This is a genomic window from Rhodococcus sp. DMU2021, from assembly GCF_019641445.1.
GTDB classification, from domain to species: Bacteria; Actinomycetota; Actinomycetes; order Mycobacteriales; family Mycobacteriaceae; genus Rhodococcus; species Rhodococcus pyridinivorans.
In genome coordinates, this window is sequence record NZ_JAIFKB010000014.1 from 58,335 (window position 1) to 72,004 (window position 13,670).

Here is a 13,670-nt window from a genome sequence, read left to right on the forward strand (position 1 = left end):
AGGTCAAACTGCGCGGCCAGCGCCTCGAGATCGGCGAGATCGAAGCGGTGCTGCGCGGCACGGATCGGATCGCGGCAGCAGCGGTCGACGTCCGGTCGGATCAGCTGGTCGGTTACATCGTTCCGGTGGGTGACGTCGACGCGACCCAGCTGCGTGGCGCTCTAGGCGAAGTGCTGCCGTCGTACATGGTTCCGACACAGTTCGTCGTGCTGGATTCGTTGCCCCTCAATGCGTCCGGAAAGCTGGATCGGAAGGCGCTACCGGCTCCGGAGCTCGAGGAGCGGGAGTTCCGTGCCCCGGTCACGGAAACCCAACGTGCTGTCGCATCGGTGTTCGCAGACGTACTCGGTGTCGAGCAGGTCGGCCTGGACGACGACTTCTTCGCCCTCGGCGGCAACTCCCTCGTGGCGACCCAGGTCGTGTCCCGTCTCGGAGCGGCCGTCGAGGCGCGGGTCCCGTTGCGTTCGTTGTTCGATGCGCCGACCGTCGAAACTCTCGCTGCGAACCTCGAAGGACGGGCCGGTGCCGGTGCTGTGGTTCCGCTGGTGGCACAAGAACGTCCCGATCAGATTCCGCTCTCACTCGCCCAGCAGCGGATGTGGTTCCTGAACCGGTTCGATCCGGAGTCGGCGGCGTACAACATTCCATTTGCAATTCGCCTGAGCGGCGACCTCGACATCGAGGCCCTCGAGAGAGCGATGCGGGAAGTGATTTCCCGGCACGAGGTGCTGCGCACGGAGTATCCGGAAGTAGACGGCGTGGGCACCCAGAAGGTGCTTCCTGCAGGTTGGATACCGGCCGGCCTCGAACCTGTTCGGGCGGCTGATGAGGACGAGCTACGACTCCGCGTCACCGAGCTTCTCACCAGTGGTTTCGACGTCACGAACGCGCCGCCGATTCGTGGTGCACTACTGCGGATCGACGAGGACGAACACGTCCTTGCGCTGGTTGTGCACCACATCGCTGCCGATGGGGTTTCGATCGGACTGTTGGCGCGGGACGTCGTCGTTGCCTACACCGCTCGCATCGCAGGGCAAGCTCCCGCATGGCCACCGCTCGAGGTGCAGTATGCGGACTTCGCACTGTGGCAACGTGCCGTGCTCGGTGACGAATCCGATCCGGACTCGATGATATCCCGACAACTCGATTACTGGACCGGGTTCCTTGCGGATCTGCCGGACGCATTGGATCTTCCTACCGATCGGCCACGCCCGGCGACTCGGGGCGGGTTGGGCGCACGCGTCGATTTCACGGTCCCGCCGGAAGTCGTGGCTCGCGTCAGGCAGCTCGCCGCCGCGCAGCACGCTACTCCGTTCATGGTGGTGCACACGGCCTTGGCGGTGCTGCTGGCCCGATTGTCAGGTACCGCCGATATTGCGATCGGCACTCCGGTGGCCGGTCGTGGTGAGCGCGCGCTGGATGACCTGGTCGGGATGTTCGTCAATACTCTGGTGTTGCGGACCGAGGTCGACCCGAGCTCGTCTTTCCGTGAGTTGATGACGGCCACGACCCGGGCGGATCTCGAGGCGTTCGCGCATGCGGATGTACCGTTTGAGAAATTGGTGGACCGGATCAACCCGGTACGGTCCCAGTCGTTCTCTCCATTGTTCCAGGTGATGCTGGCCTTCCAGAACTACACCCAGTCTGCAGTCGAAATCCCCGGACTTTCCCTTTCGGCGTTGGAATTCGATCGCAAGTCCGCGCAGTTCGATTTGTCCTTCAGTCTTGCCGAGACGCCGGGCGGTGACGGGTACCTCGGTCAGATCGACTACGCCACAGACATTTTCGATGCAGACACCGTCGATCTGATGGCGGAGCGCCTGGTCCGGCTTCTCTCGACGACGACCGCCGATCCGGATCTCTTCATCGGTGATGTGGACGTAATGGAGGATGCCGAGCGGCACCGCATCCTGACAGAGTGGAACGACACCGCGGTACCGGTAACCGATGCTCTCCTGCTCGACGGGTTCACCACTCAGGCGCAGCGCACGCCGCACGCACCGGCAGTTGTGTTCGGCGACGGTGTCCTCGACTACGGCGAGTTCGATCGTCGGGTCGACGCGCTCGCCGGGTACCTCATCGGACATGGGGTCGGGCCCGAAGTGTTGGTCGGCGTCTGCATGAGTCGGTCGCCGAACATGCTGGTCGCGATCTATGCGATCCTGCGTGCAGGTGGGGGATATCTACCGATCGATCCGGAACATCCGCTCGACCGGACGGCGTACGTCCTCGCGACCGCAGCACCGTTGCTGACTCTCACCACGGCAACGGATGGAGCTTCGCTTCCGGCGTCTGCAGTCGCGGTGGACGTCGAGACGATCGATCTCGATGCGCACGACGTGAGCTCGGTTCTCCCGGTTGCGCCGCACCCGGACAACACGGCGTACGTCATCTTCACGTCGGGATCGACGGGGCGACCGAAGGGCGTCACCGTCTCGCACCGATCGGTCGTCAATCAGATCGCGTGGATGGCGGAACGGTACGGCCTGGGTCCGGGAGATACCGCGCTTCACAAGACACCGATCACGTTCGATGCCAGCGTGTGGGAGCTGTTCTACCCGCTGCAGATGGGTGCGCGTCTCGTGATCGCGGAGCCCGGCGGCCACCGGGACCCGGAGTATCTGGTGCAGGTCGCACGTCGGTGGGATGTGTGCATCATGGAGTTCGTCCCATCGATGTTGGCGTTGTTCGTTGCGGACGAAGGACTCGAGCTTCCGTCGTCGCTGCGGTATCTTTCGGCGGGCGGTGAGGCGCTCTCGCCGGATCTCGTTGCACGTGTCGTGTCGCGTTCGGATGCGGTACTGGACAACACCTACGGCCCGACCGAGGTGACTGTGACGTCTACGGCGTTCCGATGTGTGGGCACGGAATCCGTGTCGGTTCCGATCGGTGTACCGCTCCGCGGTGTCCGTGCCTACGTGCTCGACGGACGTCTGAACCCGGTCCCGGTCGGAGTGCAGGGCGAGTTGTACCTGTCGGGCGTCCAGGTGGCGCGCGGGTACATCGGACGAGCCGACCTGACGGCCGAGCGCTTCGTCGCGGACCCGTTCACGACCGGAGGTGGCCGGCTCTACCGCACCGGTGACAGGGTGCGATGGAACGCCGACGGCATGCTGGAGTACCTCGGCCGCACCGACTTCCAGGTCAAGGTGCGCGGTCTGCGGATCGAACTCGGGGAGATCGAGACGGCTCTGACGGGCCTGCCCGAGATCGGACAGGCAGCCGTCGTGGTGCACGAAGGTGAATTCGGTCCGCAGTTGGTGGCCTATGTTGTTCCTGCTGCGGGCATAACCGTCGAACTCGACAGCGTTCGTGACGCACTGGGAGCATCCCTTCCCCGGTACATGGTCCCGGCGCAGTTCGTCGTTCTGGATGCGCTACCGCTCAATGCGTCCGGGAAGCTCGATCGCAGGGCATTGCCGGAGCCCGAACTCGCGGCGCGGGAGTTCCGGGCGCCGGTGACGGACAGCGAGCGTGCCGTGGCATCGGTGTTCGAGGACGTGCTCGGAGTCGAGCGGATCGGCCTGGACGACGACTTCTTCGGACTCGGTGGCAATTCGTTGGTTGCAACCAAGCTCGTCTCCCGGTTGAACGCGGAACTCCCCACGCGAGTACCTCTGCAGTGGCTGTTCCGGGAACCCGGCGTCGAAGGACTCGCGGCGCTCATCGATCGTGAAAGTGCCGGTGACGTCGAAGAGTCCGTGGCCCCGGTCCTGCCGATCCGGAGGCAGGGTGCGGGTACGCCGCTGTTCTTCGTCCACCCGATCGTCGGATTGTCGTGGTGTTACACCGCCCTCGCGCGTCAGCTCGATCACGACGCACCCGTCTACGGTCTGCAGACCCCGGCCGTCACCGAGGACGACTTCGAGCCCGCCACCCTCGACGAACTCGCGGCGCGCTACGTCGATGAACTGCGGGCCGCGCAGCCCGAGGGGCCGTATCGGTTGTTCGGCTGGTCGCTCGGCGGCGTGATCGCCCACGCGATGGCCGTTCGTCTGCAGGCGGAGGGGGAGCGTGTCGACACGTTGGTGATGCTCGACAGCTTCGCCGGCAACGGTGCACGGACGGGCGAGTCGAGCGATGTGTCGATGAGCGAGCTGCTCGCCGGATTCGGACTCGACGATGCAGACGCAGCCGGCGCTGAGGACATCGACGACCTCGTCACGTCCGTCGCCTCACTTACGGGCAACACCGAGGACGACACGAGACGTGTGATGACCAGGCTGGTCGCGGCGGCACAGCGGAACTCCGAGCTGATGGCGGGCCATCGGCCGGGGACGTACGACGGCGACATCGTCTACTTCACCGCCGCAGCCGACGACCCGACCGGAACACGCGGCGCGTCCGGCTGGAACGCGGCCGTGACGGGTGCCGTCGACAACCATCAGGTGCCGGCGACGCACTGGCAGATGACCTCACCCGACGCGCTCGACGTCATCGTGCCCGTGCTCGACGCGGTGCTCTCCGAGCGGGAGAGCTGAGGTGCTGTCAGTCGACGCAGCCGGTCGGCGCCGGAACGGTCTCGTCGAGGGTGGAGAGCACGAGCTCCGCGGTTAGCCGGTCGGCGAGCATCTCCAGGTGCGTGGTCTTCGCGGAGGAGCACACGTCCTGCAGAACGATGTCGGTGACGTTCGGGTCCTCGCCCAGGCCGCTCGTGTACGGCTGCACCACGTCGTCGTGGGCGGTGAGGATGTTCGTGTACTCCACCGACTCGACGAAGCGGCCGGTCGCGGCGAGATCCTCGAGGAACTGCGAGCCGGGAAGCATGTCGGCGCAGGCGGGGCAGGTCGCGTATTCGAAGTCGCGCATCATACCGTCGCTGGTGACGATGGTCGTTCCGTCCCACAGGGGAGCGAGCGACACGAGCCGGTCGACCTTGCCGGCGCCGCCGTCACCGATCCACTTCGACGCGACCAGCGTGCCCTGCGAATGGCCGACGATGTCGACCTTCTCGGCGCCGGTCTGCGCGAGCACCTCGTCGACGAATGCGGAGAGCTGATGTGTGCTCGGCTCGAGCGGCGCCATCCCACCCAGAGCGCTGACGGGCCACGGACCGGGGAACGCGCCGAAGGTCGGAGCGAAGACGCAGTAGCCGGCGTTGGCGAGCAGAGGCGAGAACGTCTGCCACGCGACCTGCCGGTTACCGCTGGTGTTGTGGACCAGCACAACAGGATTGGGCTTGTCGGGGGTCGGGCGGCAGTTCGGGTCGTTCGATCCGGGAGCCGAACCACCCGGATTCTCGAGCTCCAGAGCCACCGTGTCGGGAAGTTCGTACGGCACGGGCAGCGTGGCAGGCGAGGCGGCCGCCGTGCCGGAGCCGAGAAGACCCGCGGCGAGAACGGTCAGCAGGAGCGATCGGCCAAACACGGGTCATCCTTCGAACAGTGACGACTATCGGTAAGTGCACTGCGGCCCTATAAGGTGTTCCGGGGGCTGCGCAGGGGAACGGAATCGGAGTATATCTATGCGGCGGATATCCGCGTTGGCTGTCGTGACGACCGTCGTGGCGTCGACCTGGGGACTCGGAGCGTCGACGGCGTCCGCAGAACCCGATGAGGCCCGGCTCGTGAGCACTACGGTCGTCGACGACCAGCAACTCGACATCGAGGTCTACTCGCCGTCCATGGACGAGAACATCGAGCTGCGGATCCTGCGCCCCACCGACACCGTCACTCCCAGCCCCACGCTGTACGTGCTGAGCGGCGTCGACGGCGGGTCGTACAACAACAGCTGGATGGACCAGTCCGACATCGTCGACTTCTTCTCCGACAAGCACGTCAACGTCGTCATCCCGAAGGGCGGCGAGTCGAGCTACTACACCGACTGGAAGCACGACGACCCGAACCTCGGCCGCTACAAGTGGGCCACCTTCCTCACCGAGGAACTACCGCCCGTCGTCGACAGCACCTACGCGACCACCGGCACCAACGGCCTGATCGGCTTCTCGATGTCGGGCACGTCGTCGCTCAATCTCGCGATTGCCGCACCGGATCTGTACGACGCGGTGGGCAGCTTCAGCGGCTGCGCACGCACAAGCGACCCCCTCGGCCAGGCCTTCGTCACCACGACCGTCGTCAACTTCTTCGGCAACCCGCTCAACATGTGGGGTCCGTTCGACCACCCCACCTGGGTCGCCAACGATCCGTACATCAATGCGGAGAAGCTGCGCGGCACCACCTTGTACCTGTCGTCGCGCACCGGCCTGCCCGGCCGCTACGACAATCTCGAATCCGAGTGGATCAAGGACGAGGAAGACCTTACCGACGTGGTCATCAAGGGCGGACTCATCGAAGCCGCAGCGGCCGACTGCACCCGACGCATGGCGACGCGCCTCGACGAACTGGGCATCCCCGCCACCATCGACATCCACGACGACGGCACCCACAACTGGGGCTACTGGCAGGACGACCTGCACAACTCGTGGCCCGTCCTCGGTCCCGCGATCGGCGCGTCCTGACGGTTCATCCACAGGCGGTCGGTTCATCCACAGATCCGGCCGATTCGTCCTCGTAGGCACCTGCGGCCCGGGGCGACGGGCGATGCTAGGCGCCATGGGGGAGTTGATTCTGCGGCGCGAGGCAAATGCGCGCGGCGTCACCGATGCGGAGATCCGACGTCTGGTGCGGAACGGAACGTGGACTCGGCTCGCGTCGGGAGTCTTCGTCCAGTCCGACCAGTATGCGGGGGCCGACGATCACGCTCGACATGCTCTTCGGGCACGGGCGTTCATCGCCAATGCAGGACCGACCTCGGCGCTGAGCCACGTATCGGCCGCGGTGCTGCACGGGCTCGACGTCTGGCAGATCCCACTCGACGATGTGCACCTCACCCGCAACGCGCCGAGTGGAGCGCGGAGGACGCCCGGCCGCGCCATGCACGCGGCGCTCTTCCGTGAGGCGGACGTCGTGGATCGGAGGGGAGCGCGGGTGCTGTCGGTCGCACGGACGATCACGGATGTGGCCGCAACGGTGCCGGTGGAGCAGGCCGTCGTACTTGCCGACAGTGCGCTGCGAGCGGGGCTGGTTGCCTCCGACGAGCTGACCCGTTCCGTGGAACGGATGGGGAGTCATCCCCGCATCGCGCATGCGCGTCGTGCCGTGCAGCTGTCGAGCGGGTGCAGCGACAGCGCCGGCGAGTCGCGGAGCAGGGTTCTGTTCGTCCGTGAGCAGATCCCGATGCCGCTCACGCAGGTGGACGTCTTCTGCGCCGACGGCAGGTGGCTCGCTCGCGTCGACTTCCTGTGGCCGGAGCACGGTGTGATCGGCGAGTTCGACGGTCGGATCAAGTACCGCCGCGACGGGGTCGCGACCACCGCCGCCGAGGACGTGGTCTACCGCGAGAAGCTGCGGGAGGACGCACTGCGTCACGCGGGGTGGACGGTGGTGCGGTGGACGTGGCAGGACCTCGGGACCCGCGGCGCCGTCGCAACGAAGGTGCGGGAGGCGTTCGCACGGGCGGCGCGGGGGAGCGGGCCGACGGGGAGGTACGCAACAAAGAAGTAAGGCTCGCAACGCCAGCAGTCACTGCCAGCGTTGCGAGCCTCAACCTCGCGTTGCGTACCTACTTGCGGCCGGGTGCCTTCGCGCCGGGCTTGAAGCCGAGCGCGCCCGGCTTCGCCTTCGGTGCCTCGACCTCCGGCTTCGCCGGGGTCGCGGGCGCCTCGGGCTCAGCCGGAGCCTCGGCGACCGGCTCGGGTTCCGGCGTCGGCTCCGCCTTCGCCGGAGCGGCAGGCGCAGCCTTCTTCGCGCCCGGACCCTTCAGACCGCTCTTGAGCTGCAGTCCGCCCGGCTTCGCCTGCGGGATCGCCGACTCCTTCGGCTGCTCCGCAGCAGGCGCCTCGGCCGTAGACGACTCCGCCGCGGGAGCCTCGGCAACAGGTGCCTCCTCGGCAGGTGCAGCCGGAGCTGCGGACGCCGCCGGAGCCGCCTTCTTGGCGCCCGGTCCCTTCAGGCCGCTCTTGAGCTGCAGTCCGCCCGGCTTCGCCTTCGGCACCGTGGGTGCTTCGGCAGCGGGAGCTTCCGACGACTCGGCAGGAGCGGCGGGAGCAGCAGGTGCGGCCGGCTTCGCAGCGCCCGGGGCCTTCGCGCCCGGTGCCTTGAGACCGCCCTTCATCTGCAGCCCACCCGGCTTCGCCTTCGGCGCTGCCGGTGCCTCGGCCTCAGGAGCAGAAGAAGCCTCGGACGACGCGGCCGGAGCCGCAGCCTTCTTCGCGCCCGGACCCTTCAGGCCACCCTTCATCTGCAGTCCGCCCGGCTTGGCCTTCGGCGCTGCCGGCGCCTCGGCAGCCTCGGCAGCAGGAGCCTTCGCGCCCCCGGGAGCCTTCGGTCCGCCCGGAGCCTTCAGACCGCCCTTCATCTGCAGGCCGCCGGCCTTCGGGCCACCGGTGGTCTTCGGAGCAGCCGGCGCTGCCGCTGCCGCCTCGACCTCCTCGACGCGCTCCTTCTCGACCTCTTCCGCGGTCTCCTCGACCTCGACCGGAGTCTTCGGCTGCTGGACCACCTTGAGGTTGTCGCTGAGCTTCGCGGCCTCGACGCGAGAGATCGACTCGAGCATGAGCTGCGCAACGTCGATGACCTCGACGCCCTCGCCCTTGCCCTCTTCCTGACGCGCCGTCACACCGTCGGTGAGCATGACGCGGCAGAACGGGCAGCCCGTCGCGATCTTGGCGGGATTCGTGGTGAGCGCTTCGTCGACACGGTCGATGTTGATGCGCTTACCGATCTTCTCCTCCATCCACATGCGGGCACCACCGGCACCACAGCACATGGACCGCTCGCCGTGACGCGGCATCTCGACGAGCTTCGCACCCGACGCCGCCATCAGCTCACGCGGAGCGTTGTAGACCTTGTTGTGCCGTCCGAGGAAGCACGGGTCGTGGTAGGTCACGTCCTGGCCGACGGCCTTGACCTGGACCAGCTTCTTCGCCCGCACCAGACGGTTGAGCAGCTGCGTGTGGTGGACGACCTCGTAGCTGCCACCCACCTGCGGGTACTCGTTGTTCAGCGCGTTGAAGCAGTGCGCGCAGGTCACGACGATCTTGCGCTTGCTCTGCTCGACGCCCTCGAACACACCGTTGAGGACCTCGATGTTCTGCTGCGCCAACTGCTGGAACAGGAACTCGTTGCCCGCGCGGCGAGCGGAGTCGCCGGTGCAGGTCTCCTCGGCGCCGAGGACCATGAACTTCACGCCAGCGGTCGCGAGGAGCTCGGCGACGGCCTTCGTGGTCTTCTTGGCGCGGTCCTCGTAGGCACCGGCACAGCCGACCCAGAAGAGGTACTCGTAGCCGTCGAAGCTGTCGGCATCCTGGCCGAAGACCGGGATGTCGAACTCCATCTCGTTGATCCAGTTGAGACGGTCCTTGGCGTTCTGCCCCCAGGGGTTGCCCTTGTTCTCGAGGTTCTTGAACAGACCCGCGAGCTCGGACGGGAAGTCCGACTCGATGAGCACCTGGTAGCGACGCATGTCGATGATGTGGTCGACGTGCTCGATGTCCACCGGGCACTGCTCGACGCACGCACCACAGTTGGTGCACGACCACAGGGTCTCGGTGTCGATGACGGGAGCGAGCTCGCCTGCTTCCAGCAGTCCCTCGGTCTCGCCGACGAGCTTGCGACCCGACTCCTCGCGAGCCGACGCCGGGATCTTCGCCAGCTTGGCCTCGTCCGGGTTGCCCTCGGCGTCGACCAGGCCGACCTCGTCGCCACCGAGATCGGTGCGACCACCGGCGAGCAGGTAGGGAGCCTTGGCGTAACCGTGGTCGCGCAGCGACGTGATGAGCAGCTTCGGCGACAGCGGCTTACCGGTGTTCCAGGCGGGGCACTGCGACTGGCAACGACCGCACTCGGTGCAGGTCGTGAAGTCCAGCCAGCCCTTCCACGTGAAGTCCTCGATGCGGCCGGCACCGAAGGTGTCCTTGTCCGGATCGGCGTCTTCCATGTCGACGGGCTTGCCGCCGGACATCATCTGACGTGCGGCACCGAGGGCGGGACCGCCGTCGTCCTCACGCTTGAAGTAGATGTTGAAGAAGGCCGAGAAGCGGTGCCATGCGACACCCCACGTGATGTTGCGGCCGACGATGTAGAGCCACACCATGCCCGACATGAGCTTGATGAACGCGAAGACCGACACGAGTTCAGGGCTCTCCGGAAGGATCCGGGCGACCTGCATCGTGAAGAAGTCGGTGTAGGCGTTGTGGTGGTGGTAGGTGGCGATCTTGCCGGCCTTCACCAGGATCATGCCCAGGCCCTCGAGCAGCACGACCGCTTCGACGAAGTAGGCGGCCTTGAAGTTCGAGCCGCTGAAGCGCGACATCCGACCGGGCTGACGTGGATGATTGCGCTGGCGGATGTAGATCAGCGTCAGGATGCCGATCACCGTGCCGAGGCCGAGGATCTCGTCGATGAAGTGATAGACGACGGTGTCACCGATGAGGGGCCAGTGGAAGCTTGGGTCGAACGTCTGGCCGTAGGCCTCGAACCAGACGATCGCGCCGAGCATGAAGCCGACCATCACCAGCCAGTGCGCCCAGCCGACGGTCCGGAACTTGACCATCTTCGTGTGCGCGAGGAATTCGACGACCATCTGCTTGAAGCGCGGGAAGAACGGCCGCCAGCGGTCCGGGGCCGGCTGGCCGACCCGGATCGTGTTGACCATCTTCAATGCGCCGCTGATGAACGCGAACCAACACACGAGGCTCAGCAGCACGCCGATCGTGCCCAACGTAATCGTCAGGGCATTCATACGTGGCCTTTCGTGTCGGGGGCGGCGTCGTGCCGCCTGGTATGAGTCACCGCATCGTAACGCAAGCTAAGTTACCCACCGGTAACTTGGTCTGAACTGGAGTTACCCGCCAGTAGCAAAATCTGCGTCGAATCGGAGACCGTGTGCCCGGACACGCTAGAGGTCAAACGCGATACCGCCGTCGCGCAGGATGTCCTAACTCGCCCGAAACGAGGCGTGTGTCACACGGAGGTCACGACACGCTCTACCGGCCACGATGCGGTATCCATTCGGACAAAGGGGTATAACGCTCCGGATGTGATGTCGGTTATGATTTGCCCGGTACGTGGGGTTCGCACGTGGGATGTACACGTCGGGGGACGTAGAACTCCAGGTCGATACAGCAGAATGGGGGCGTCTTAACAGGCGTGCGCCATGTCACAGAACGGAAAAAGATGAAGCTGAAGAAGCTTGCCGCTGTGGCGACGATGACGATCGCCGCCATGGGCATCACCGCCGGAACTTCGTACGCCGCTCCGGCCGCAGCCGACGAAGACGCGATCAACTACGAGGTCCGGCCCGAGGGTGAGTCCGTCGTGACCGTCATCGACGCAGGTTCCTTCCAGGTCTCCGGAGACGGAAAGAGCGTCGAACTGCAGGACGACGAGGGTGACACCGTCCTCAGCCTGCCGCTCGCGATCCAGCTCGGCGATCTGCAGCTGCCCTTCGAGCGTGAGGTGAGCGAGGACGGCAAGACCCTGACGCTGACCCCGGTCACCGACTTGTCCAAGACGGTCCCGGTTGCTCCCGAGGACAAGGTCGGACCGTCGCTCACCCCGGTGGCGCTGAAGCTCACCGATGTCGCATCGCCCGAAGAGAACCTGAAGTCGCAGCAGAACTTCGTGTCGCAGTTGGGCATGGCCACCGCTATCGGCACTGTCGCGGGCGCGATCATCGGTTGCATCGTCGGAGCGATTCCCGGAACGATCGTGCCGGGCGCAGGGACCATCCTCGGCTGTGGTGCCGGTGCGGGCGTCGGTGGCACCATCGGCGCGTTCACGGCTGGCGGCCCGACGGCTGTCATCGCGGGTATCGCGGTGGTCCAGGATCTGCTGGCGGCTCCGGGAACCACGCAGTGGGCCGAAGGTAAGTAAGCAGTAGTACGAAACGGCCCCGTCGCCCTGCAGGGTGACGGGGCCGTTTCGTATGCAGATCAACCGGCCAGGAAAAGCCTGATCAGATTCCACAGCACCTGCTGATCCGTGAGCAGCACCGCAATGCTGCCCACGATCGATGATCCCAGCACTTCGATCTCCCTCTGTCCCTGCGGTCCACTCGTCCGGTCCGACCGATCGGGCGAGCCTATCCGATTCGATCTTGGTGCCCGAACGACGCTCCGAGAAGGGCGCAATCTGCGGAGATGAGACGAAACGAGGCCCGGCCTCCGCGGTGCGGAAGCCGGGCCTCGTCGTCGTGTGGACTCGCGCTACCAGGTGCGGACCTTCAGGCCCGGGTTCTCGGCCAGGACCGTCTTGATCGGCGTGGCGAACAGCTCGGGGCTCTCACCGAGCAGGCCGCTGACGAACCCGGCGATCTCGCACATGCCGTACTGGCCGACGTTCGAGGCGCTGGAGATGCCGAGGGCGAGAGTGCCGGTGACGAGGGTGCCACCGCTGTCGCCCTGCAGGGCACACAGGTTGGTGGAGAAGCCGTTCTCGAGCACGCGGTGGCCGATCTCGACGTTCTGATTGGCGGCCGTCACGACGCCGCAGCTGTAGCCGGTGCGCAGGCCCGACTTGCAGACCGGAGCGCCGACGACGGGATCCGCGACGCCCGTGATGGTCAGCGGAGCGGCGAACGGAACGCGCACGCCGTTGTTCTCGAAGCGGGCTGCGGCCTCGGCGGAGGGACGGATCAGCGCGTAGTCGCTGCGGTCGAGTACCGTCTTCTCGAACGAGCCGAGGTGCTGACCCAGGTTGTCGCCGACGAGCTGGTGGACCTGGGACGCCCATCGCGTACCGGCCTGGGCGCGGTTGGGGTCGCAGTGACCGGCGGTGATGTTCACAGGACGTCCGCTGCCGTCCTCGGCGTTGAAGCCGAGCGAGCAGCGGAGCCCTTCGCCGGCACCGAGCGCGGCGTAGGCGTCGCCGCCGAAGAGCGCGTCGGGCGCGCCGAGACCACCGGCGATGGGCTGCAGGTCGGTTGCGCCCTCCGGGGTCAGTTCGGCGGGAGCGAACAGCACGCGCACGCCGTCGAGGAAGTCGGGGAGCTCGACGCCGGACACGTTGTCGGTGCGCACGACGACATCGTTGTTGACCACGTCGACGGCGATGCCGCGGATGACATCGGCGACGGCGGGCGGCTGGGTCTCGAGCCAGTCGCCCAGCGCGCCGAGCTGATCTTCGAGGGCGTCCTCGCTGCGCTCGGTCTCGGCGACGGTGAATCCGGCATCCTCGGCGGCCTTGCGGGCCTCCTCGAAGCCGTCACCTTCGGTGAGGCCGACGGTGGCGGTGCCCTGGTCGTCCAGCCACACACCGGCGAAGACGGCTTCGAACTGCTCCCGTGCCTTCTCGGCGAACGCGGCGAGATCCTGGCTGCGCTGCGCATCGGCGAGGAAGCGCTCGGCATCGATGTTCAGGTCGCGCTGCAACGCCTCGACGAGCTCGGCCGGCAGAGACGATGTCTGCGCCGGTTCGGTCTCGGGTTCGGCCTGCGCGATGGCAACGGCAGGGCCGAGGAGCAGCAGTGCGGTCGAACCGATGACGGCCGTCCGACGTGCGAAGGTGCGTCGCATGGATACCTTTCTCGTTCCTTCGCGCATGCACGCGCGAAGGCGCCGTTCCCCCGCGGATCGGCGTCCGTCCGATCCTAAGGGGTGATCGCGGAAGTACGTAGCTACTTCTCGGTTACGTATGAGACTCGTGTGACTGTTGTGACGAACGGCCCAGGTG

The 13,670-nt window shown here is 66.3% G+C and carries 7 protein-coding genes (1 of these 7 only partly in view); 4 read left to right on the top strand and 3 right to left on the bottom strand.

Translation table 11 applies throughout. The annotated features are described in order from the left end of the window. A protein-coding gene (locus K3M35_RS18255) for a non-ribosomal peptide synthase/polyketide synthase (RefSeq protein ID WP_220666844.1) crosses the window boundary here: on the top strand, nt 1–4,481 show its end. It extends 26,080 nt beyond the left edge of the window; only the last 4,481 of its 30,561 coding nucleotides appear in the window; its start codon lies beyond the left edge, outside the window; the stop codon is at nt 4,479–4,481. A 7-nt stretch (nt 4,482–4,488) separates the two neighbouring features. On the opposite strand, the gene K3M35_RS18260 is transcribed toward K3M35_RS18255, so the two are convergent. After that, the gene (locus K3M35_RS18260; RefSeq protein ID WP_217579500.1) at nt 4,489–5,367 is read right to left on the bottom strand and encodes a triacylglycerol lipase; all 879 of its coding nucleotides are present in this window, start codon (nt 5,365–5,367) and stop codon (nt 4,489–4,491) included. A gap of 115 nt (nt 5,368–5,482) precedes the next feature. On the opposite strand from K3M35_RS18260, the gene K3M35_RS18265 reads away from it, so the two are divergent. Together K3M35_RS18265 and K3M35_RS18270 are read left to right on the top strand one after the other, a co-directional pair. After that, nucleotides 5,483–6,457 carry an alpha/beta hydrolase family protein gene (locus K3M35_RS18265; RefSeq protein WP_217579501.1) on the top strand — a complete coding sequence of 325 codons (975 nt, stop codon included), beginning with the start codon at nt 5,483–5,485 and terminating at the stop codon, nt 6,455–6,457. 94 nt (nt 6,458–6,551) lie between these two features. Then, nucleotides 6,552–7,502: a hypothetical protein gene (locus K3M35_RS18270; RefSeq protein WP_138844359.1), complete on the top strand. Its 951-nt coding sequence runs from the start codon at nt 6,552–6,554 to the stop codon at nt 7,500–7,502. A gap of 58 nt (nt 7,503–7,560) precedes the next feature. Here the strand turns inward: K3M35_RS18270 and K3M35_RS18275 are convergent, their stop codons facing one another. Continuing rightward, a complete protein-coding gene (locus K3M35_RS18275; protein ID WP_220666845.1) occupies nt 7,561–10,740 on the bottom strand; it encodes a (Fe-S)-binding protein in 3,180 nt (1,059 codons plus the stop codon). 434 nt (nt 10,741–11,174) lie between these two features. On the opposite strand from K3M35_RS18275, the gene K3M35_RS18280 reads away from it, so the two are divergent. Further along, nucleotides 11,175–11,873: an ammonium transporter gene (locus K3M35_RS18280; protein WP_193902579.1), complete on the top strand. Its 699-nt coding sequence runs from the start codon at nt 11,175–11,177 to the stop codon at nt 11,871–11,873. Between the two features lie 332 nt (nt 11,874–12,205). Here the strand turns inward: K3M35_RS18280 and K3M35_RS18285 are convergent, their stop codons facing one another. Beyond that, nucleotides 12,206–13,513 carry a S1 family peptidase gene (locus K3M35_RS18285; protein WP_006553038.1) on the bottom strand — a complete coding sequence of 436 codons (1,308 nt, stop codon included), beginning with the start codon at nt 13,511–13,513 and terminating at the stop codon, nt 12,206–12,208. Nucleotides 13,514–13,670 lie beyond the last annotated feature (157 nt).

Bases quoted from the DNA above. Each gene is read 5' to 3' on its own strand.
- K3M35_RS18270 (WP_138844359.1), top strand. From the start codon at position 6,552: ATGGGGGAGTTGATTCTGCGGCGCGAGGCAAATGCGCGCGGCGTCACC.
- K3M35_RS18275 (WP_220666845.1), bottom strand. From the start codon at position 10,740: ATGAATGCCCTGACGATTACGTTGGGCACGATCGGCGTGCTGCTGAGC.
- K3M35_RS18280 (WP_193902579.1), top strand. From the start codon at position 11,175: ATGAAGCTGAAGAAGCTTGCCGCTGTGGCGACGATGACGATCGCCGCC.
- K3M35_RS18285 (WP_006553038.1), bottom strand. From the start codon at position 13,513: ATGCGACGCACCTTCGCACGTCGGACGGCCGTCATCGGTTCGACCGCA.